The 22,507-nt window shown below is 40.8% G+C and carries 20 protein-coding genes; 18 read left to right on the top strand and 2 right to left on the bottom strand.

The features are described 5' to 3' along the window. Positions 1–226 precede the first annotated feature (226 nt). The 13 genes from AAEY98_RS01855 (at position 227) to dinB (ending at position 11,292) form a co-directional block, all read left to right on the top strand. Positions 227–1,561, top strand: a complete 1,335-nt coding sequence (locus tag AAEY98_RS01855; RefSeq protein WP_101086299.1) for a Na(+)-translocating NADH-quinone reductase subunit A — start codon at positions 227–229, stop codon at positions 1,559–1,561. Then, positions 1,561–2,760 (top strand): NADH:ubiquinone reductase (Na(+)-transporting) subunit B, encoded by a 1,200-nt coding sequence (locus AAEY98_RS01860; RefSeq protein ID WP_101085799.1) that lies wholly within the window; start codon positions 1,561–1,563, stop codon positions 2,758–2,760. Before AAEY98_RS01855 ends, AAEY98_RS01860 begins: the two co-directional genes overlap by 1 nt. After that, complete coding sequence (locus tag AAEY98_RS01865; RefSeq protein WP_101085798.1) at positions 2,753–3,538, top strand: Na(+)-translocating NADH-quinone reductase subunit C; 786 nt, start codon at positions 2,753–2,755, stop codon at positions 3,536–3,538. The genes AAEY98_RS01860 and AAEY98_RS01865 overlap by 8 nt, the downstream gene beginning before the upstream one ends. After that, positions 3,538–4,170: an NADH:ubiquinone reductase (Na(+)-transporting) subunit D gene (locus AAEY98_RS01870; protein ID WP_101085797.1), complete on the top strand. Its 633-nt coding sequence runs from the start codon at positions 3,538–3,540 to the stop codon at positions 4,168–4,170. The genes AAEY98_RS01865 and AAEY98_RS01870 overlap by 1 nt, the downstream gene beginning before the upstream one ends. 5 nt (positions 4,171–4,175) lie before the next feature. Then, positions 4,176–4,784: an NADH:ubiquinone reductase (Na(+)-transporting) subunit E gene (nqrE, locus tag AAEY98_RS01875; protein WP_101085796.1), complete on the top strand. Its 609-nt coding sequence runs from the start codon at positions 4,176–4,178 to the stop codon at positions 4,782–4,784. 46 nt (positions 4,785–4,830) lie between these two features. After that, positions 4,831–6,078, top strand: coding sequence for an NADH:ubiquinone reductase (Na(+)-transporting) subunit F (gene nqrF, locus AAEY98_RS01880; protein WP_101085795.1), 1,248 nt, complete (start codon positions 4,831–4,833; stop codon positions 6,076–6,078). A 122-nt stretch (positions 6,079–6,200) separates the two neighbouring features. Next, a complete protein-coding gene (locus AAEY98_RS01885) occupies positions 6,201–7,214 on the top strand; it encodes an FAD:protein FMN transferase (RefSeq protein ID WP_101085793.1) in 1,014 nt (337 codons plus the stop codon). Positions 7,215–7,284: 70 nt separating this feature from the next. Then, on the top strand, positions 7,285–7,509 hold the full coding sequence (nqrM, locus tag AAEY98_RS01890; protein WP_011636430.1) for a (Na+)-NQR maturation NqrM: 225 nt from the start codon (positions 7,285–7,287) through the stop codon (positions 7,507–7,509). Between the two features lie 233 nt (positions 7,510–7,742). Further along, positions 7,743–8,213 (top strand): bacterioferritin, encoded by a 471-nt coding sequence (bfr, locus tag AAEY98_RS01895; protein WP_101085791.1) that lies wholly within the window; start codon positions 7,743–7,745, stop codon positions 8,211–8,213. Between the two features lie 12 nt (positions 8,214–8,225). Continuing rightward, positions 8,226–8,693, top strand: a complete 468-nt coding sequence (gene bfr / locus AAEY98_RS01900) for a bacterioferritin (RefSeq protein WP_059746496.1) — start codon at positions 8,226–8,228, stop codon at positions 8,691–8,693. A gap of 285 nt (positions 8,694–8,978) precedes the next feature. Further along, on the top strand, positions 8,979–9,494 hold the full coding sequence (locus tag AAEY98_RS01905; protein ID WP_351014710.1) for a hypothetical protein: 516 nt from the start codon (positions 8,979–8,981) through the stop codon (positions 9,492–9,494). A gap of 1 nt (position 9,495) precedes the next feature. After that, entirely contained in the window at positions 9,496–10,014 is a 519-nt protein-coding gene (locus AAEY98_RS01910; RefSeq protein ID WP_192115817.1) for an ankyrin repeat domain-containing protein, read from the top strand. A gap of 198 nt (positions 10,015–10,212) precedes the next feature. Further along, complete coding sequence (gene dinB, locus AAEY98_RS01915) at positions 10,213–11,292, top strand: DNA polymerase IV (RefSeq protein ID WP_351014713.1); 1,080 nt, start codon at positions 10,213–10,215, stop codon at positions 11,290–11,292. Positions 11,293–11,401: 109 nt separating this feature from the next. Here the strand turns inward: dinB and AAEY98_RS01920 are convergent, their stop codons facing one another. Then, entirely contained in the window at positions 11,402–12,865 is a 1,464-nt protein-coding gene (locus AAEY98_RS01920; RefSeq protein WP_101085788.1) for an aminoacyl-histidine dipeptidase, read from the bottom strand. A gap of 182 nt (positions 12,866–13,047) precedes the next feature. Between AAEY98_RS01920 and AAEY98_RS01925 the strand changes: the two genes are divergently transcribed. The 4 genes from AAEY98_RS01925 (at position 13,048) to AAEY98_RS01940 (ending at position 19,452) form a co-directional block, all read left to right on the top strand. Next, the gene (locus AAEY98_RS01925) at positions 13,048–14,589 is read left to right on the top strand and encodes a M17 family metallopeptidase (protein WP_351014715.1); all 1,542 of its coding nucleotides are present in this window, start codon (positions 13,048–13,050) and stop codon (positions 14,587–14,589) included. An 897-nt stretch (positions 14,590–15,486) separates the two neighbouring features. Continuing rightward, entirely contained in the window at positions 15,487–16,776 is a 1,290-nt protein-coding gene (locus AAEY98_RS01930; RefSeq protein ID WP_101085784.1) for an NCS2 family permease, read from the top strand. Between the two features lie 281 nt (positions 16,777–17,057). Beyond that, positions 17,058–18,167, top strand: a complete 1,110-nt coding sequence (gene proB, locus AAEY98_RS01935; RefSeq protein WP_162022517.1) for a glutamate 5-kinase — start codon at positions 17,058–17,060, stop codon at positions 18,165–18,167. Between the two features lie 10 nt (positions 18,168–18,177). Beyond that, positions 18,178–19,452: a glutamate-5-semialdehyde dehydrogenase gene (locus tag AAEY98_RS01940; RefSeq protein WP_351014717.1), complete on the top strand. Its 1,275-nt coding sequence runs from the start codon at positions 18,178–18,180 to the stop codon at positions 19,450–19,452. 79 nt (positions 19,453–19,531) lie between these two features. Here the strand turns inward: AAEY98_RS01940 and AAEY98_RS01945 are convergent, their stop codons facing one another. Beyond that, on the bottom strand, positions 19,532–19,867 hold the full coding sequence (locus AAEY98_RS01945; protein ID WP_335689975.1) for a hypothetical protein: 336 nt from the start codon (positions 19,865–19,867) through the stop codon (positions 19,532–19,534). A gap of 631 nt (positions 19,868–20,498) precedes the next feature. Between AAEY98_RS01945 and dnaK the strand changes: the two genes are divergently transcribed. Continuing rightward, a complete protein-coding gene (dnaK, locus tag AAEY98_RS01950; protein ID WP_101085774.1) occupies positions 20,499–22,415 on the top strand; it encodes a molecular chaperone DnaK in 1,917 nt (638 codons plus the stop codon). Positions 22,416–22,507 lie beyond the last annotated feature (92 nt).

Here is a 22,507-nt window from a genome sequence, read left to right on the forward strand (position 1 = left end):
AGTCTGATCTAAAAGCCACCGATTGTGTTAGGTATTGGTTTGAAAACACCTATAATTTTCGTGGCGATAGTCTCATATTTGCGGTAAAATGCGCGCGACCAGCGTGATTATGATCGCATTTTCGAGTTAAATCTGCGCTAGCTCAAATGGCAAGTGTTTGTTAACACTTTGTTTTTGTAGCGGAACGTGGCGCATTGTCTTTCCTTCAAACGTAGTGCTTGTGGATATGATTACAATTAAGAAAGGATTGGAACTGCCTATAGCAGGCGGACCAGAGCAAGTTATCCATAATGGCCCAGCCATTAGACACGTAGCGACTTTGGGTGAAGAGTATATTGGCTTACGTCCAACGATGAAAATCAAAGTGGGCGACAAAGTACAAAAAGGCCAAGTTCTTTTTGAAGATAAAAAGAATTTAGGCGTTAAATATACGGCTTTAGCCAGTGGTACTATTTTAGAAATCAACCGAGGTGCAAGACGTGTACTTCAGTCAGTTGTTATTGCTGTGGAAGGTGACGATAGCGTTGCTTTTGCTCAATACGATGCTGATAAGTTAGACACGTTAGACGCACAAGTTGTTCGTGATAATCTGATTGATTCAGGTTTATGGACTGCTTTGCGTACACGCCCTTTCAGTAAAGTGCCAGCTGTAGATGCTACTGCTGCGGGTATTTTTGTGACTGCAATTGATACTCAACCTCTTGCTGCCGATCCTGTGGTAGTCATAGCTCAACATAAAGAAGATTTTGCAAATGGCCTAAAGGTCCTAGCACGATTAACTGAAGGTAAAGTTTACCTATGTAAAGCTCAAGGTGCCGATATCCCTGCAGCTAATGCCCAAGTTCAAGAGTTTGCGGGTAAACACCCAGCAGGTCTTGCAGGTACGCATATTCATAACGTTCTACCAGCTTCTGCAACACGTACTGTTTGGCATATTGGCTATCAGGATGTGATTGCTTTTGGTCAACTGTTCACTCAAGGTGTGTTAAACACTGAACGTGTGGTTGCTATTGGTGGTCCTAAAGCGAAAAACCCTCGTCTAGTTCGTACCGTTTTAGGTGCTAGCATGACTGAACTGACTGCTGATGAAACAGTTGGTGATGGTGTTCGTGTGATTTCGGGTTCAGTGTTAAGCGGCCGTACTGCGGTAGGACCTCAAGCTTATTTGGGGCGTTATCATCAGCAGGTGAGTGTACTGGAAGAAGGTGATGAAAAAGAATTATTTGGTTGGGCTATGCCTGGTGCTGACAAATTCTCTATTACACGTGCATTCCTAGGCCATTTAAGCCCATCGCGTCTATTTAATATGACCACTAGTACTGGCGGTTCAGACCGTGCAATGGTACCTATTGGTAACTATGAACGCGTGATGCCTCTAGACATTCTACCTACTATGCTACTTCGTGATTTACTCTCTGGCGACTTTGATGGCGCAGTCCGTTTAGGCGCATTAGAGTTAGATGAAGAAGATTTGGCATTGTGTACGTTCGTATGTCCAGGTAAATATGACTATGGTTCATATTTACGTGATTGTTTAGATACGATCGAGAGGGAAGGCTAATGAGTTTGAAAGATTTTATCGAACGTATTGAGCCGCAATTTGAAAAAGGCGGCAAGTACGAAAAGTGGTATGCCCTTTACGAAGCGGCAGCCACAGTATTTTATACTCCAGGTAAAGTGAACAAAGGGGCAACCCACGTTCGCGATAATGTCGACCTAAAACGTATTATGATTACGGTTTGGGCATGTACATTCCCAGCAATGTTTTTTGGTATGTACAACGTAGGTTTACAGGCTCAAGTAGCGATGGTGGCCGGTTTCGGTACACCAGATGTTTGGCAAGTAGGCTTATTTGAATTATTTGGTGCTCAACTCTCTGCAGACTCGGGCATTACGTCTCTGATGTTCTATGGTGCGTGTTTCTTCTTACCTATCTATGCAGTGACTTTCATTGTTGGTGGTTTTTGGGAAGTACTCTTTGCGTCAGTGCGTGGCCATGAAATTAACGAAGGTTTCTTCGTTACTTCAGTGCTATTTGCATTAACTCTACCGCCAACAATTCCTTTATGGATGGTCGCTTTAGGTATTACCTTTGGTGTGGTTGTAGCAAAAGAAATCTTCGGTGGCACAGGGCGTAACTTCTTAAACCCTGCATTAGCTGGTCGAGCTTTCTTGTACTTTGCTTACCCATTAAGCATGTCTGGCGATACCACGTGGGTTGTTGCTGACGGTTATTCTGGGGCAACGGCCTTAAGCCAAGCAGCGCAAGGTACATTTGACTACGCCTCAACGGCTAACTGGATTGACTCATTTATGGGCTTCATTCCAGGTTCTGTTGGTGAAGTGTCTACCTTTGCTATCTTGCTAGGTGGTCTAGTTATCATTTACGCCCGTATTGCCTCTTGGCGAATCGTTAGTGGTGTTTTCTTAGGTATGGTCGCTATTGCGACGTTGCTTAATATGATAGGTAGCGACACCAACCCGATGTTTGCAATGCCTTGGTATTGGCACTTAGTGTTAGGTGGATTTGCATTCGGTATGATGTTTATGGCGACAGACCCGGTTTCTGCGTCGTTTACCAATACTGCAAAGTGGGCATACGGTTTCCTCATTGGTGCAATGGTGGTGTTTATCCGTGTGGTTAACCCTGCATTCCCAGAAGGTATTATGTTAGCTATTTTGTTTGCTAACCTATTTGCTCCATTATTTGACCACTTTGTCGTACAGTCAAATATCAAGCGGAGGATTGCTCGTGGCTAGTAATAAAGATTCGTTCGGTAGAACGCTATTTGTTGTTGTCGGCTTATGTCTTGTTTGTTCAGTACTGGTTTCGACTGCTGCCGTGGTGTTAAAGCCTATTCAGCAAGAAAATAAGTTACTCGATAAGCAAAAGTATATTCTTGAAGCGGCGAGCCTGATAAACACCAAAGAAGGCAAAGTCACAAAGAAAGAAATTCTAAGCAAGTATGAGCAATATGTTGATGCTCGCTTAGTTGACCTTAAAACCGGTGAGTTTGTTGAGGGTAATGCTAACCTTTACGATCAACGCAAAGCGTCTCGTGATACTGACACTTCGTCAGTGCCAGAAAACGATATTGCTTCGATCAAACGTGTTGCAGATACCGCCGTTGTATACCTTGTTCATAATGATGAAGGTAAACTGACTAGCGTCATTCTTCCTATTCACGGCTATGGTTTGTGGTCAACGATGTATGCACTTTTGGCACTTGAGGCTGACTTAAACACAGTTCAAGGACTTGTTTACTATGACCAAGGTGAAACACCTGGTTTAGGTGGCGAAGTTGAAAATCCAAAATGGAAAGCATTGTGGAAAGGTAAAAAGTTATTTGATGAGCAAGGTAACTTGGCCATTAGTGTAACTAAAAACCCTACAGTGGCTAGTTCTGTTCATGGTGTCGATGCTCTTTCAGGTGCAACACTTACCAGTAACGGTGTACAACACTCATTGACGTTTTGGTTAGGTAAAGAAGGCTTCGCAAACTTTATCGCTAAAGCACGCAACGGAGGGTTAAGCTAATGGCTGACGTTAAAGAACTTAAACAGGTTCTGACCGGACCGATTATCAATAATAACCCAATTGCATTGCAAATTTTGGGTGTGTGTAGTGCTCTTGCTGTTACTAGTAAATTAGAAACAGCATTAGTAATGACGATTGCATTAACTGCGGTAACAGCGTTTTCTAACCTGTTTATCTCACTTATTCGTAACCACATTCCAAGCAGTGTGCGTATTATTGTACAGATGACCATTATCGCTTCATTAGTGATTGTAGTTGACCAAGTATTACAAGCTTATGCTTATGCCATTTCTAAACAGTTATCGGTATTCGTAGGGTTGATTATTACTAACTGTATTGTAATGGGTCGTGCTGAAGCTTACGCAATGAAAACCCCTCCAATGATGAGCTTTATGGATGGTATCGGTAACGGTTTAGGTTACGGTGCAATTCTATTGTCTGTTGGCGTTGTGCGTGAACTATTTGGTAATGGTTCATTATTTGGCGTAGAAATCCTCAGCAAAATCTCTGACGGCGGTTGGTATCAGCCTAACGGTTTATTACTACTGCCACCGAGTGCATTCTTCTTGATCGGTGGTCTGATCTGGTTGATCCGTACGTATAAGCCAGAGCAAGTTGAAGCAAAAGGGTAAACGCAATGGAACATTATATTAGTTTATTAATTCGCTCCGTTTTCATTGAAAACATGGCGCTAGCGTTCTTCTTGGGTATGTGTACTTTCTTAGCTGTATCAAAGAAAATCACTACTGCAATGGGCCTAGGTGTTGCAGTTATCGTGGTACTGGCTATTTCGGTTCCTGCTAACCAAATTATTTATCAAGGTTTATTAGCTCCAGGCGCATTAGCTTGGGCTGGTTTTCCTGATGCTGATTTGAGCTTCTTGAAGTTCATCACCTTTATCGGTGTGATTGCAGCACTTGTACAAATTTTGGAAATGGCTTTAGACAAGTACTTTCCACCTTTGTACAACGCGTTGGGTATTTTCTTACCTTTGATTACCGTGAACTGTGCGATTTTTGGTGCAGTATCTTTCATGGTTGAGCGTGATTATAACCTTGGCGAGAGCGTAGTATTTGGTATTGGCTCTGGTATTGGTTGGGCGTTAGCAATTGTATTATTAGCCGGTATCCGCGAAAAGATGAAGTATTCTGACGTGCCAAATGGCTTACGTGGCTTAGGTATTACCTTTGTTTCTGCAGGTCTTATGGCTCTAGGTTTCATGTCATTCTCAGGTGTTTCTCTTTAAGAGACCTTGAGAAGACGCATTAATTTGAACCTTTAAGGATAAGTGAATGGGTATTCTTGAATCTACTCCGCTAGATGTCTATCTAGGTGTGAGTATGTTTACTGTGATTGTCTTGGTTTTGGTGTTAGTGATTTTATTTGCTAAATCAAAACTAGTGGCAAGCGGTGATATCATGATTGGTATTAACGGCGACGCAGATAAAGCAATTAAAACAGGTGCTGGTGGCAAACTACTTAGTGTTTTAGCTGACAACGGTATCTTTGTATCGAGTGCGTGTGGCGGTGGTGGCTCATGTGGCCAGTGTCGTGTACACATTAAGTCTGGTGGTGGTGATATTCTACCTACTGAGCTTGATCACATTAGTAAAGGCGAAGCACGTCAGGGTTGTCGTTTATCTTGTCAGGTAAATGTAAAAACTGACATGGAAATCGAACTTGATGAAGAAATTTTCGGCATCAAGAAATGGGAATGTGCGGTTCTATCTAACGATAACAAAGCGACGTTCATTAAAGAACTTAAGCTGCAAATTCCTGACGGCGAATCTGTGCCTTTCCGTGCCGGTGGTTATATTCAGATTGAAGCTCCTGCTCATCATGTTAAATATGCTGAGTTTGAAGTGCCTGATAAATACCGTGGCGACTGGGAACACTTTGGTTTCTTCAAGTTAGAGTCAAAAGTAGACGAAGAAACCATTCGTGCCTACTCAATGGCTAACTACCCAGAAGAGTTCGGCATTATTATGTTGAATGTGCGTATTGCTACGCCACCGCCACGTAATTTAACCTTGCCTTGCGGTAAAATGTCTTCGTACATTTGGAGCTTAAAAGCCGGTGATAAAGTGACAATTTCTGGTCCATTTGGTGAGTTTTTTGCTAAAGACACCGAAGCAGAAATGGTATTCATTGGTGGTGGTGCTGGTATGGCCCCAATGCGCTCACACATTTTTGACCAATTAAAACGTCTTAAATCTAAGCGTAAAATGAGCTTCTGGTACGGTGCGCGTTCGCAACGTGAAATGTTCTATGTTGAAGATTTTGACGGCTTAGCGGCTGAAAATGAAAACTTCAAATGGCACGTGGCGTTATCAGATCCGCAAGCTGAAGATAACTGGACTGGTTATACCGGTTTCATTCATAACGTATTGTATGAAAACTACTTACGTGACCATGATGCGCCAGAAGATTGTGAGTTCTACATGTGTGGACCTCCAATGATGAACGCAGCAGTTATTGGTATGCTAAAGGATTTAGGTGTCGAAGACGAAAACATCTTACTAGATGATTTCGGTGGTTAATGAGTTAATCCATAACATCGACATGTAAGTCATGAGATTGCAGCAGTGCAGACAGGGTGGTTAAACACTGGTCTTGCACGCTGCAATTTTTTTTGTTTATTTATTACAAGTGTAAATTTGACATGACTGTAAATTCAATCAAGTTATTGCTATTGCCGGCGTTATTGCTATTGGTGAGTGCTTGCAGTTCACCAGAGCCCATTATTTCATTATCTGGTAGTACGATGGGGACCACTTATCATATTAAAGTAGTCAACAATGACCGCTTGCCAGAACCGCAGTTACTGCAAGCTGAAATTGATATGGCATTGGAAGTGGTAAACGATCAAATGTCGACTTATCGTTCGGACTCAGAACTGTCTAAGTTCAATCAATTACAAGTTCAACAAAGCGTTAAAGTATCCGCTGATACCATTAAGGTTATCGAAGAAGGTATGCGTCTTTATCAAGAGACTGATGGGGCGTTAGATATCACCTTAGGACCAGTGGTTAATTTGTGGGGCTTTGGTCCCGATAAACGACCTACAACCATCCCGACGCAAGCTCAAATCGATAACGCTAAAGCTAAAATGGGCATCAAGGAACTGTCGATAAAAGGCTTAACATTAACTAAGCATAATGCAGACCTGTATGTTGATTTATCTTCAATAGCAAAAGGTTTTGGTGTCGATAAAATTGCCGCGCTATTAGACAAATATCATGTGTCTGGTTATTTAGTCGAAATAGGTGGTGAGCTTAATGTTAAAGGTACTAAAGCCGATAAAACTCCATGGCGAGTGGCTGTTGAGCAACCTACGAGTGAAGGACAAGCCGTTCAGCAAGTGATTGAACCTGGCACCATGTCATTAGCAACATCGGGTGATTACCGTAACTTTTATCAAGAGAATGGCGAACGTTTTTCACATTTAATCGATCCTCGTAACGGTTATCCTATTAAGCATCAACTTGCCTCTGCAACCGTGTTACACTCTAGTTGTATGACCGCAGATGGATATGCCACCGCTATGATGGTGTTAGGTACTGAGGCTTCATTGGCACTTGCTAAAGAGAAAAATTTAGCAATAATGTTGATTGAGAAGCAAGAACAGGGTTATCAGGTCTATTACAGCGATGCGTTTAAATCGTATGTTAAGTAGGTTCTTTATTTTAAACTGATTGATTAAAAAAGTATTATACCCTTATCTGAATGAGTAATTGGAGTTTGTAATGAGTACATTTATAGCAGCATTTGTAGTGTTATTATTGTTCTTTTTGTTAATGTCTATCGGCTATATCGTAAAGAAGAAAGCGGTAGAAGGTAGTTGTGGTGGTTTAGGTGTTTTAGGAATTGAAAAAGCGTGTGACTGTGATGATCCATGTGACAAACGTAAACGCCGTATGGAAAAAGAGCAAGCTCGCAATGAGTTGCTAAATCAAAATCGAATTATTTAACACCGTTAATTGCCTAAAGCTTACGTTAATAAACTGATGCTTTGTAAAGAGCCTTCATTTTGAAGGCTTTTTTTATGTTTATGTATTGCTAACGAGTTACAAAGCTTAGTTATAATGATAATGGTTATCAATTGTAAGTGTGTGAAAATAAAGGAAAATTTGCAATTACCCCTATAGTGTTTTATCCTATTTGTAATTGATCGAGATCACATTATTTATCGAGGGACATTACTATGAAAGGTCATCCTAAAGTCATCAGCCAACTCAATCGTGTACTTACCTGTGAGCTGACCGCCATTAACCAATACTTTTTACATGCTCGCATGTTTAAGCATTGGGGATTGGAAAAGCTTAATGAGAAAGAGTATAAAAAATCGATTGAAGACATGAAGCATGCTGACAAGCTGATTGAACGTGTATTGTTTCTTGAAGGTTTACCTAACCTACAACAGTTAGATAAATTGCGCATCGGTGAACATGCTGAAGAAATGCTTAGCTGTGATCTAACTGCAATTACGGAACAAATTGCCATTTTGCGTGAAGCCATTAAGGTATGCGAAACTCAGCAAGATTATGTTAGCCGCGATTTATTTGAAGATTTACTCGAAGACGAAGAAGAGCATCTAGATTGGATTGAGTCGCAGCAAGAGCTAATCAATCAAACCGGTATTCAAAATTATCTTCAATCACAAATTAACGACTAATAGGAAATTATCATGAAAGGCCATCCAGAAGTCATCGACGCTTTAAATAGTTTATTAACCGGCGAATTGTCTGCCATGGATCAATATTTTGTCCATGCTCACATGTATGAAGACTGGGGGTTCAATGAACTGTATACCCGTATTCTGCATGAGTCAGACGACGAGAAGTTGCATGCAGCTAAATTAGTTCAACGCATTTTGTTTTTAGAAGGCACTCCAGATGTTGGCAGCCGTGAAGCGCTGAATATTGGTAAAGATGTGCAAGAAATGCTGAGAAATGATCTTGCATACGAATATCATGTAGCTGATCATTTGCGTAAAGTTATCGCGTTATGTGAAGAAAAAGCTGATTACCAAAGCCGTGAAATTTTAGAAGTGTTATTAGATGACACTGAATCTGACCACATGTACTGGTTAGAAAAGCAACTCGGTCTAATCGAACGTATTGGTTTACAAAACTATTTACAGACCAAAATGTAATGTCTTAATTGCTATGTTACATGTTAATAAAGCCCAACTGCGTTTGGGCTTTTTTGTGTCATTTCAACACTCATGTGGAGGCTCTGGAAGACAGGTTAACCGCATTAGCGCTTGCTTTTTGAACTATTTGTTTAACCTGCAAACAAAAAATAGTCCAAGCCATGAAGATTTTATGGGCTATAACAACTCATTAAATAAACTATTTTTGTTTAAAAAACGTCCGAGGTCTTCACCCTGCTCTGGAAGAGATATATTAAAAGTGATAATGGTTTTTTTCTAATTAAATTGATATATTTAGTTTTTAATAGGACATATTTTAAACTATATGGAAATGGAAATGGAAATGTACACCTTAAAAACTTCAAAAGCAGTGAACTCATATTTGATAATGATGAAACTATAATTATTTTAAAGTTCATATTTTCGAGTCAACATTCGATTATAGATGAGTTAGATATTACTGATGAAGTTCGTGAGTTTGCTCAAGGCTTGTTAGTTGAGGCTGTCGATGCATCTTATGCGATGGGATTTATCGACTCTTTATTTCGATCAACAATGAATCCTCAAGATGGTGCTAAAAAAGTCATAATAAAATTTGGGCGCAGCGCTGCAAAACATTGGTTTAGTCATGCAACAGCTAAAGACTTAATGCAAATAAAAATCTATGACAGAGTGAGAGAACAACTATCATACAGCTTCGGTCGTGTTTTAGTGTTGTATTTAAATGGAATAGCAAAAACAAACAGTCGACATTTTGGTATTTTAGCTTTTAACCTAAATAACAAAGTTATATGGAGTTAAAATGAAACTTAAGTTACTAATTGGATGCGCTTTTACTATTATTATTATGTATTCATTAGGTGCTATTTATTCTCTTGAAAATAGCCGTGTTGAAGATGTTGTATTATGCAGTGTCGAAGATAATACGCATTACATACCAAATTCGTTCTGTGAATTTTATTTGTTTAATTTTAGATTAACGAAACAAGACTTAGATGATCTTCAGTCTGTAGGTGGTATAGCATTTTTATTTGGCATTTCTAATCAGAAAAAAAGATATGTTTATTTAGATAAATTTATCGACAATGGTGCCTCCGTTAATACTAAAAGTAAAATTGATGGACTACCGCCTCTTCATGCCGCAATCTTACTCAATGATAAAAAATTAGTTGAATACTTACTGAGCAAAGGCAGTGACCCTCAACTGCTAGATAGTCAATTACGGTTAAACGCTTATGATTTTGTACTGCTTTTGAAAAGAAAGAATGACTCAATAAATCGAATTGAAGTCATAAGAATGTTGTCTACAATCAATTTATAAATTGAATAATTTGCTAGATGATTTCGCTTTTTTCAGAATAATGTTTTATTGCGTTTTAGGATGGCTTGAAGCTAGCTTTTGACATTTAAAAATATCTTGAGTCACATTTATTCATTATATTAATAATAAGCAATGATTGAATACTGTTTATATGTACAGTATCATGGTTTTAATTGGGCTAATGATGATGGTTATAGAATGCGTAAAATCATTCACATCGATATGGATTGTTATTTTGCTGCGGTAGAAATGCGTGATTTTCCTGAGTTAAGAGGAAAACCCATTGCTGTTGGCGGCAGAAGTGATCGCCGTGGTGTCATAAGTACTTGCAGTTATGAAGCCCGCAAATTTGGGGTGCGAAGTGCTATGTCCAGTTATCATGCGTTGCAGTTATGTCCGCAGTTAATTTTAGTGCCTGGACGCATGGAGGTGTATAAATCGGTGTCACTCCAAATACGTGAGATTTTTCATCGATACACTGATCTTGTCGAACCATTGTCTTTAGACGAAGCTTATCTAGATGTCACAGATTGCGATGCTCATCAAGGCAGTGCGACATTAATTGCCAAAGCGATACGTGATGACATTTATGAGGTCACTGGATTAACGGCTTCAGCAGGTATTGCACCCATTAAGTTTTTAGCCAAAATTGCATCCGATTTAAATAAGCCTAATGGACAATATGTTATCACCCCAAATCAAATTGCTGATTTTGTAAAAGACCTACCTCTGAGTAAAATTCCTGGCGTCGGTAAAGTCACTTCAAAAAAGTTAGCCGATATTGGCTTAACCACTTGTTATGACGTGCAACAATACCCTAAAGTGCAATTAATTGAGGCCTTTGGTAAGTTTGGCCATGTGTTGTCTGAGCGTGCACAAGGTATCGATTCAAGGCAAATTAGCCCGCACCGAGTGCGTAAGTCAGTAGGGGTTGAAACCACGTTAGCTAAAGACATTTTTACGTTAGAGCAATGTCATCAAGTATTACCACAGCTTATTCAAGAGCTGAGTGCTCGGGTTCATCGGAGTGCGAAAGATAGACAGATCCATAAGCAGGTTGTGAAACTGAAATTTAATGATTTTAAGCAGACCACCATCGAGCATCGCAGTGATGAGATTTCAATTAACCTGTTTCATGAATTATTGCTGCAAGCATTACAACGAAGCCAAGGGCGAGGGATTCGGTTACTCGGTGTGAGCGTTGGCCTAGCGGATGTGACGTTGGTTTCTTCCGAGAATAGTGCCGATCAAATTACTCAACTCGATTTACAATTTTAGGCGCCCATTTTATAACGGATACCATAGAGAGCAAAAAGGCGACATTGCTGTCGCCTTTGATTTATAGCTTATCCGCCAATTATAATCTTGGCCATAATCACTTGATTGATTACGCCTCTTTAGCAGGAATACGCTCTAATACAGCTAGCAGTAATTCCCAATATTGACCAACAGTGGTGATGTTAACCATTTCATCTGGGCTGTGCGGATAGCGAATCGTCGGACCAATCGATACCATGTCCATATGTGGATAAGGTTCTTTAAATAAACCACATTCAAGACCCGCATGAATAACCATCACAGTAGGATCTTTTTTATAAATATCGTTATAGGTGTCACGCACAATTGCCATAACAGATGAGCTAGTGTCTGGTTTCCAACCTGGATAAGCACCGCTTAAATCAATGCTAGCACCCGATAGATTTGATAGTGCGGTTAGCATACCGGTGACTTCTTCACGCCCCGAATCGATTAATGAACGAATAAGGCATAATATTTCTACGCTTTCATCTTCAGTACTGATCACGCCTATATTTAGTGATGTTTCAGTCACACCCTCCACTTCATCACTCATGCGCATTACGCCGTTAGGGCAAGCATGTAATAAGTCGATTAAGGTATTTTGCGCTTCTTCGCCCATGACTTTTGTTGGTGCATCAATAGCGGCTAATGTGAGTAACATCGATGGGTCAGCTACGGCTAACTCTTCACGCACTAACGCTTGGAATGACTCAATAGCTTGTTTTAATGCTTCAACATTTTCAGCTGGCAACATCAATTGAACGTTAGCTTCACGTGGAATCGCATTACGCAGCGAACCACCACTAAAGCTGACCAGCTCTAGGGCTAATTCGTCACTGTATTTAAACAAAAATCGCGCTAATAACTTGTTAGCGTTACCACGACCAAGATGAATATTGACACCAGAATGGCCGCCTTTTAAACCCGACATAGTCAGTGAAAAGCTGGCGTTGCTTTGTTCTGGTGCTTGCCAAGACATTGGTATACTTATCTGTGCATCAACACCGCCGGCGCAACCCATGTAGATTTCACCTTCTTGCTCTGAATCAGTATTAATTAAAATTTCAGCATCAAGGTAACCGGCTTCTAAACCAAAGGCGCCAGTCATGCCAGCTTCTTCATCAATGGTGAGCAGCACTTCGAGTGGCCCGTGTTTAATGTCTTTACTGCCTAAAACGGCCAGCGCCGAAGACATGCCAATACCGTTATCTGAACCTAAGGTAGTGCCTTTGGCTTTAACCCAATCACCGTCTACATAGGCTTCTATCGGATCGGTTTCAAAGTTATGTACTTTGTCGGCATTTTTTTGCGGCACCATATCAATGTGCGCTTGTAACACCACTATTTTGCAGTTTTCCATTCCTGCAGTAGCAGGCTTACGGATGATTAAATTACCCACTTTGTCTTCAACAACCGCAAGGCCTTGAGCTTTTGCCCATTGTTGAATATGTTGTGATAACGCATGTTCATGTTTTGATGGATGTGGAATAGCACAAATTTGTTCAAACCATTGCCATAGAGGCTGAGGATATAATTGAGTTAATGCAGTCACGAAACGCCCTCTAAGATGAAATCAAGTCGATATACGACACAAAATATTACTGCCACTATTTTAACATATTCTGCGCAGTTACTTGATATTGCGATAGCGATTTGCCAAGGTTTAGTCCACAAATCTGTAAATAATTATGAACCCACTAATTTATCTATATTCCTAAAGAGTAAGGATCTTGTATGACCCAAGTGAATAAAGCGCTTACCGCGTTCCAAGTACCAATTATTGATGTCACAACTGATGAGGCTATTTTTGAAGGCGAAGGTTGGGACGCTGTTGTCGTGATAGCGACGAGTTTAGCTGAGATCAAACAAGATGAAGTGAGTTTGCTTGCTGCACACGCTAGTCAAATAGATTTCCGTGTCGGTAAAAGTGCCACGTTGCTTTTTGCCCCAGGGTTAGCCGGTGGTCGTTTGATTATCTCCCCAGTGACAGATAGCGACAATGAGTATAGCGATGTCAGGACTTTTGCCAAAGCCGCTCGAGAAGGTATTGCCATTGCTAAAGCCGCAGGTGCCACTAAACCTTTACTAGTTGTTCCAAGTGTAATTGACAATCGCTTTGCTAATGCAGAACAAGTTGCCGCACTGGCGTGTGGGCAAGAGCTTTGGCAACCGTTAGAGGCGCGAGAAGCAAAGTCTTTACAACCGAGTTTAACCGCGATTGGACTATTGAATACTGCCACCCATAGTTTATTACTTAATGCGGCAGAATCTGGACGAGTATTGGCGCGCGATCTTTGTGGTACAGAACCTGAGCGTATGTCGGCTATTGGGTTTGCACAATATTGTGTTGATGCTTTTGCTGATAGCGGTTTGGCTGTATCTGTGGTTGATCAAGTCGAGCAGTTAAAAGCGCAATACCCATTACTCAGCGCAGTGGGTAGAAGCTCTTTTGATGTTGCACGTCATCATCCTCGAGTGGTAAAGCTTGAATATGTTGGTGAAGGCCCTATTACAAAAACCTTATTCTTTGCTGGCAAAGGTGTGGTTTACGACACTGGTGGCGCTGATATTAAAGTTGCAGGTTCTATGGCTGGAATGAGTCGTGATAAAGGTGGCGCGGCAGCAGTTGCCGGTTTAATGAAAGCACTATCAATACTGAAACCTAAAGGTATTAAAGTCATTGCTGAACTCGGATTAGTAAGAAACAGTATTGGCAGTGATGCATTTGTCACCGATGAGATCATTACTAGCCACGCAGGTGTGCGAGTCCGTATTGGTAATACTGATGCAGAAGGTCGCTTAGTATTGGCTGACTTATTATCGCATTTGCGAATACAGGCTCAAACCGCAGTGAATCCACAATTATTTTCGGTGGCGACGTTAACCGGTCATGTTGTGCGAGCCTACGGTGGTTACCCTGCATTAGTTGAAAATAGCGCGGCTAAAAAGCAAGGGGTTGCAGCAACACTCGCTGAAGTGGGTCAGTTATGGGGTGAACCATTTGAGGTTTCACGATTACGTCCAGAAGACTTTGATAAAGTTGCCGATAAAAATGGCGCTGCAGATGTGGTGTCATCGAATAATGGTCCGTCTTCAATTACGGCCCGTGGGCATCAATATCCTGCCGCTTTCTTGATAAAAGCCTCTGGATTAGCTCAAACAGAGCTGGCATTTACCCATATTGATATTGCAGGCAGTGCGGTGGAGGGCGATCCTCTGTATGGAAAGCCAACTGCAAGCCCTTTGGTTGCTTTATTACAGCTTTCAAAGCTGTAGTGATATTATATATAATCATTTGTTTTATAATGGTTTTATTTATAGTTCACATGTTGGTAACAATAGTTATACATAGTTTTAATACGAAGTAATTGTAATTAAATCACTTTTAATGATGTTTTTGTGAATTAAAGCAAATAATACTTGTAATTAAATTACAGTTTTGTATAATTCACTTCGTCGACAAGCAATGTGTTTGTCGACTCTAGTTAATCCAGGATGGATATAACCTCCAAGGATCTGAGTGACAAGTTGTCTCAATGGATTTGAGAAATGTACGTTCCAGGGAACCGAGCCAAGCTTTACTAGGTTTATACAACTTTACTTTAATCAGGAGCATGACTATGTCTTATACAGGTAACAGCAAATTTTATTGGCAGAACACTTGGTTTGCCGACGTAACAGTTTTACGTGGCGGTATATTCGCCATGAAACGTTAAGAATTGACCCTCTTTACGTAGTTTTAATATCCATCAACCTTTTGTTCGTCTCGTTTGACGGTTTTAGACAGGGTGGTAAATTAATTAATTTATCGCCACATCACGTTAAGTGGTGCTAGCTTTCCTTTCCCCATATGGGATGCTTGTAACATGTCTGCCTACTCTATTGAGTAGGCTTTTTTTTGTCTTAAATTCAGCTAGCTTTTAGTTAGATTCAAGTTAATTGGTTAATCGCTAATTGATTAGTGCGCTATTTAAAAAACTGAAATCTTTCAACAAAAAGGCTATTGATAGCTATCAAGGTCGTAAGTATTTATAATTCCCCGCAATAAAGAAAGCCCTCTGTAATGATGTCGACTCAGCGAGTATGGTCAGTAGCACAAGGCTTACCGCATCCTCATCTGTAGCAATTTAACCATTAATCCAATGTTAACCTTTGCCCAAGGAACCCCGTTCCATGTTAGAAAAACTATTTAAACTTAAACAGAACAACACCAGTCTTAAGCAAGAGGCTGTGGCCGGTCTGACTACTTTTTTAACGATGGCCTACATCATTTTTGTTAACCCTATGATGCTTGCTGATGCAGGGATGGATCATGGTGCAGTATTTGTTGCCACATGTTTAGCTGCTGCCATCGGTTGCTTAGTTATGGGGTTATTAGCTAATTACCCGATTGCATTGGCTCCGGGTATGGGACTGAATGCTTTTTTTACTTACACCGTTGTTGGTGAAATGGGTTATAGCTGGGAAACAGCACTTGGCGCGGTCTTTATGTCAGGAGTGTGTTTCTTAATTTTATCCTTAGTTAGGATCCGCGAGTGGATAGTCAACAGTATTCCAATGTCGTTACGTTTTGGTATCGCAGCTGGTATTGGATTATTTTTAGCCTTAATTGGCTTAAAAAATGCCGGTATTGTAGTGGCTAGCCCTGCAACATTAGTGACTATGGGCGATATCACCTCATTTCCTGCATTGATGGCTGCGTTAGGTTTCTTCTTAATTATTGCTATGGTTCAACGTGGCTTAAAGGGTGCTGTTATTTTCAGTATCCTAATTGTGACTGTTCTGGGAATGATATTTGGCGATGTGCAATACCAAGGCTTAATTTCAATGCCACCGTCTATTGCACCGACATTTATGAAGATGGACTTGTCTAGTGTATTAGAAGTGAGCATGTTATCGGTGGTTTTTGCCTTCTTGTTTGTCGATTTATTTGATACATCAGGTACCTTAGTCGCTGTTGCTCAACGTGGCGGACTGCTTGATGAAAAAGGCCGTTTACCTCGAGTAAAACGTGCCTTAACCGCAGACAGCGTCGCCACGATCACTGGTGCTGCATTGGGTACATCAACTACCACTAGCTATATTGAAAGTATCGCAGGGGTGAGTGCAGGTGGTCGCACAGGTTTAACTGCCGTTGTAGTTGGATTACTGTTTTTAGCGGCGTTATTTGTGTCGCCATTAGCGGGTATGGTGCCAGCGTATGCCACAACTGGAACCTTGTTTTATGTTGCTATTTTAATGATGTCTGGCCTAGTCAATGTTGATTGGGAAGACTTAACTGAAGCCGCTCCTGTTGTCGTGACTTGCTTATTAATGCCGTTAACCTTTTCTATTGCCAATGCTATTGGGCTTGGGTTTATTTCTTATGCTGCGATCAAATTGATGACAGGGCGTTTTAAAGATTTAAATCCAGGTATTTTAGTGGTGGCCGCATTGTTTATTGCCAAGTTTATTTACGGTTAATTAGCTGTCCATGAGTACAGTGAGTTAATAAATTGGCTAAAGCCAATATAAAAAAGGGCTATTAGCCCTTTTTTTGTTTTTCTAATAAGGCGCCAATAACTACCCTATTGCAGCTCAATGCAACTGAGTTAGCAGGATTAAGGACTGTTTGATAACTATTTATTAACCTGAAAATGGTTAATCTAGACAAATATTCCAGTATTAGCGGCTTTCACTATGAATTATCGAGTGAATTGGGTATAAAAATGAACTGAATATTTTTTGTAAGCTGAGTAATACAAATGGGTTATCGCCGCGTAGTAGTTAAGTTAGGCACCAGCGTGCTGACATCGGGCAGTAAAAAGCTTGATAAAGCACATATGGTTGAATTAGCCAGGCAAATGGCCTCGCTTATGCGTTCAGGCGTTGAAGTCGTATTGTGTACATCAGGCGCTATAGCTGCTGGGCGAGAGCATTTACAATATCCAGTGTTGCCAGACACTATGGCCAATAAACAGTTACTTGCAGCTGTGGGTCAAAGTCAGTTAATTTTGGCTTGGTCACAATTGTTCAGTATTTACGGGTTGCATGTTGGCCAGTTATTGTTAACTCGTGCTGATTTACAAGATCGTGAACGTTACCTTAATGCGCGCGACACCTTAAATGCATTATTAGCTCATAATATTATCCCGATAATTAATGAAAATGATGCAGTTGCAACCAATGAGATTAAAGTGGGTGATAATGATAATTTATCAGCCCGTGCAGCCTTACTTTGCGATGCTGATTTACTTATCTTACTGACCGACCAAAAAGGCTTATTTGATGCCGACCCACGCACCCATCCCGACGCACAGTTAATTAAACAAGTTGTCAATATTGACGACAGTTTACGTTTATTGGCTGGCGGTTCAGTGTCAGGACTTGGAACGGGCGGAATGGCGACTAAACTTGAAGCGGCGGATGTGGCTCGACGAGCGGGCATAGAAGTTGTCATCGCTTCCGGTCATCACCCTGATGTTATTGCCAAAGTGGCGGCGAGGGAGTCTGTCGGCACTCATTTTAGTGCAATCGAAAATCCATTAGAAAGTCGCAAACAATGGATCTTGGCTGGTCCTGCTTCACAAGGTAAATTAGTTGTAGATGCTGGAGCATCGGTTGCCGTTGTTGCTAATGGTCGTAGTTTATTATCTAAAGGCATTGTCGATGTTGAAGGCAATTTTGAGCGCGGGGCGACCTTACTGATTGTGAATCAAACCGGTAAGATTTTGGCTAAAGGCATTAGCCGATATTGCGCCAATGATTTAACCAAAATTAGCGGTAAACATTCTGATGATATAGAAAGTCTACTGGGCTATAACTACGGCGATGCCGTGGTTCATCGCAATGATATGGTCGTACTTGATAATTAAGGATAAACATATGTCAGCCACAGAAACAGAATATTTAACTCAATTAGGGCAACGTGCTAAGGCTGCAAGTTTTATTTTAGCGAGTTTAACAGCGAAACAAAAAAACGTATTGTTAGCTACGATTGCAGACCACTTAGCGCAGAGGAAAAATGATATTTTACAAGCGAATGCACAAGATATCATTGCAGCGAAGCAAAGTGGTTTAACCGAAGCCATGATAGATAGGTTGATGCTGGACGAAGGGCGGCTAGGCGGAATTATAGCTGACATTGATAATGTCATCGCACTAGTCGACCCTGTCGGCAAAGAAGCAGACAGTCGGGTATTGGATAACGGCTTACGCTTAACTCGTCGCAGTGTCCCATTAGGTGTGGTGGGGGTTATTTATGAGGCTCGGCCAAATGTCACCGTTGATATTGCCGTGTTGGCGTTAAAGACCGGTAATGCAGTGATTTTGCGTGGCGGTAAAGAAACCCTAACCTCAAATAAAGTGCTAAGTGAAGTTATCCGTGATGCACTGGTGAGTTTAGATTTACCTAAAGATGCCGTGCAGCTCATTGATTCACCAGAGCGGAGTCTTGTCAGTGGCTTACTAAGACTCGACAAATATGTTGATATGATTATCCCTCGTGGTGGACAAAACCTGCAGCGATTGTGTGCTGAGCAATCGAGTATTCCTGTCATTTTAGGCGGCATTGGCATCTGTCATTTATTTGTCGATAAACAAGCCGATTTAGTGCGTGCAATCGATGTGATTGCCAACGCTAAAGTTCAACGCCCGACTGTGTGTAATGCCTTAGATACATTATTAATACATCAACAGGTTGCTGCCGAATTTATTCCTAATATTGCCTCACATTTACACTCACTTGGGGTTCATTTCCATGCTTGTGCAATAACTTTACCTTATCTCGATGGGTTAGGTTTTGATGTTACACCTGCACATGATGAATCGTTTTCAACAGAGTGGTTATCGCTCACGTTAGGGATCAAAGTGGTTAACGATATTGACGAAGCCGTGGAGCATATCCGTCATTATTCTACAGGGCATTCTGAAGCCATTTTAACGGATAACATTCACACAGCGAGTGACTTTATGAATCAAGTAGATTCCGCCGCAGTGTATGTGAATGCCAGTACTCGTTTCACCGATGGTTCACAATTTGGTCTTGGCGCTGAAGTGGCCGTGAGCACCCAGAAATTACATGCCCGTGGTCCAATGGCGTTAGATGCACTGACCACATACAAGTGGCTAGCTTGGGGTGATTACACCTGTAGGCAATAATGCATTTTGTTGTACTTATAATAAAGGGTGCAAATAAGCGCCCTTTAATGTTTGTGCTGAGAGACGCTATAAGAGAGCGCTATAAATTATAAATAAGATGACTGGGCGTTACTGGCTCAACCAAACGCTCATAGGTGGTTAATAACCAAATTGCAAAAAAGGAACAAGTCATTAATATCGCCACAATTCTAAATGCTTGCGCGTATTCCATCACATAAGTGAAATATCGACGTTGTACTGCATTGGTCATAAAAGTGGCGATAAGTGAAAATACACACAAATACATAGCTGGATATTGTGTGGTACTTACGCCATAAAACTTTTCATAAACTAGAATTACCATAACAATTGCTAAGGTAACAATGCGTATCTTACGTTCGGTATTATCACTGAAATTCCATCTTGGCAGTCCCATTGCCTTACTTCCTCTACAATCATTTGAATTTTTAGTACTTTTTTAAACATCTATATATACTTTTATAACGCTAGTTGTATTTTTTATCAAATGATTAGCGTTATTTAATGCTTTTGTTTGCAGTGTGACAGCAAAATACGACTAACACCGCTGAAATGCCAAGCAGGTTAATATGATATAAACCAATGTCGATTGAAAATGAACGATGTGCTTAATAAGTTCAATACTGGTATGAGTAACGATTATATCGCTATTACAATCTAACTCATCATTAGAGTGGGTGCCTTTCGGTAAAGTATTACCGTGTCTACGCTTTGTTACTGCACTATTCCGGCTGGTTTTACTGTTTTTTTTCACTATTTCGCTTATTTTGGCTGTGGTTGTGACTTATTGTTCACCCACCTTACATTATTGGTATGGCTCGCATAAAAAAATCCATAAAACAGGATAAATATTTACTTATCCCCTTGTAATTCACTTTGTTGTCCCAATATAGGTATCAAGGCTGATATGAGTGGTTAATTTTGAATCTCAAGTTAAGCAACAAAATGCTTGAAATACTTGTTGTTCATCCCCATATCAACATCAAATAACATATTTGTGACGACTAACGTCAATTTCGGAGGACCCCATGGGCAAAATTATTGGTATCGATTTAGGCACAACAAACTCGTGTGTAGCAGTCCTTGATGGCGGCAAAGCACGCGTAATTGAAAACGCAGAGGGTGATCGCACAACCCCATCAATTATCGCTTATACCGATGATGAAATTATTGTAGGCCAGCCAGCAAAGCGTCAGGCTGTAACCAACCCAACAAACACATTCTTTGCCATCAAGCGTTTAATCGGTCGTCGTTTTAAAGATGACGAAGTTCAACGTGATGTGAACATCATGCCATTCAAAATTATCGCAGCTGATAATGGTGATGCATGGGTTGAGTCACGTGGTAACAAAATGGCACCACCACAAGTTTCAGCTGAAATCTTGAAAAAGATGAAAAAGACTGCTGAAGACTTTTTAGGTGAAGAAGTGACTGAAGCGGTTATTACCGTTCCTGCTTACTTTAACGATTCACAACGTCAAGCCACTAAAGATGCTGGTCGTATCGCAGGTCTTGATGTTAAGCGTATTATCAACGAACCTACTGCTGCTGCACTTGCATACGGTATCGACAAGAAACAAGGCGACAACATTGTTGCTGTATACGATTTAGGTGGTGGTACATTCGATATCTCTATCATCGAAATTGACAGCAACGATGGCGACCAAACATTTGAAGTACTAGCAACCAATGGTGATACTCACTTAGGTGGTGAAGACTTTGATAACCGTATGATTAACTATTTAGCTGATGAATTCAAAAAAGACCAAGGCTTAGATCTTCGTAGAGATCCTTTAGCAATGCAACGTTTGAAAGAAGCCGCTGAAAAAGCAAAAATCGAGCTTTCAAGCACTAACCACACTGAAGTTAACTTGCCTTACATCACTGCTGATGCATCAGGTCCTAAGCATTTAGTGGTTAAAATTACTCGTGCTAAGTTAGAGTCATTAGTTGAAGATTTAATTCAACGTACTCTAGAGCCGCTTAAAGTTGCACTAGCTGATGCTGATTTATCAATATCAGATATCAATGAAGTGATTCTTGTGGGTGGTCAGACTCGTATGCCTAAAGTACAAGAAGCAGTAACTAACTTCTTTGGCAAAGAGCCTCGTAAAGATGTTAACCCTGATGAAGCGGTTGCTGTTGGTGCGGCGATTCAGGCTGGCGTACTTTCTGGTGAAGTGAAAGACGTACTTCTACTTGACGTTACCCCACTATCTCTTGGTATTGAAACCATGGGCAGTGTGATGACAAAGCTTATCGAGAAGAACACCACTATCCCGACTAAAGCTCAGCAAGTATTCTCAACAGCTGACGATAACCAAAGTGCCGTGACTATTCACGTACTTCAGGGTGAACGTAAGCAAGCGAGTGCTAACAAGTCATTAGGTCAATTTAACCTTGAAGGTATTGAGCCAGCACCACGTGGCCAACCACAGGTTGAAGTGATGTTCGACATTGATGCTGATGGTATCTTACATGTGTCTGCAACAGACAAGAAAACAGGTAAGAAACAAAACATTACTATCAAAGCCTCTTCAGGTTTATCTGATGAAGAAGTTGAACAAATGGTACGTGATGCTGAAGCTCATGCTGATGAAGATGCTAAATTTGAAGAGTTAGTTAAAGCGCGTAATCAAGCAGATGGTTTAGCTCATTCAACTAAAAAACAAGTTGAAGAAGCTGGCGATGCACTAGCTAGTGACGAAAAAGAAAAGATTGAAGCAGCAATCGCAACTTTAGAAACTGCCATAAAAGGCAAAGATAAAGAAGCCATTGATACAGCAACTCAAGCGCTAATCGAAGCGTCTGCTAAGTTAATGGAAATTGCTCAAGCTAAAGCTCAAGGTGAAGCAGAAGGTCAAGCGCACGATGCTGGCCAAGAAAAGCCTGCTGATGATGTTGTTGATGCTGAGTTCGAAGAAGTTAAAGACGACAAAAAGTAATTAGCAATTTCAGCTAGTTACCGTTAAAGCGGGCGTTGGGGTTATCCTCAAACGCCCGTTTGTATAATTTAAGTTTAACAATTTACTCACAC

The sequence above is a fragment of the Shewanella sp. AC91-MNA-CIBAN-0169 genome (assembly GCF_040310165.1).
In the GTDB taxonomy this organism is placed as follows: domain Bacteria; phylum Pseudomonadota; class Gammaproteobacteria; order Enterobacterales; family Shewanellaceae; genus Shewanella.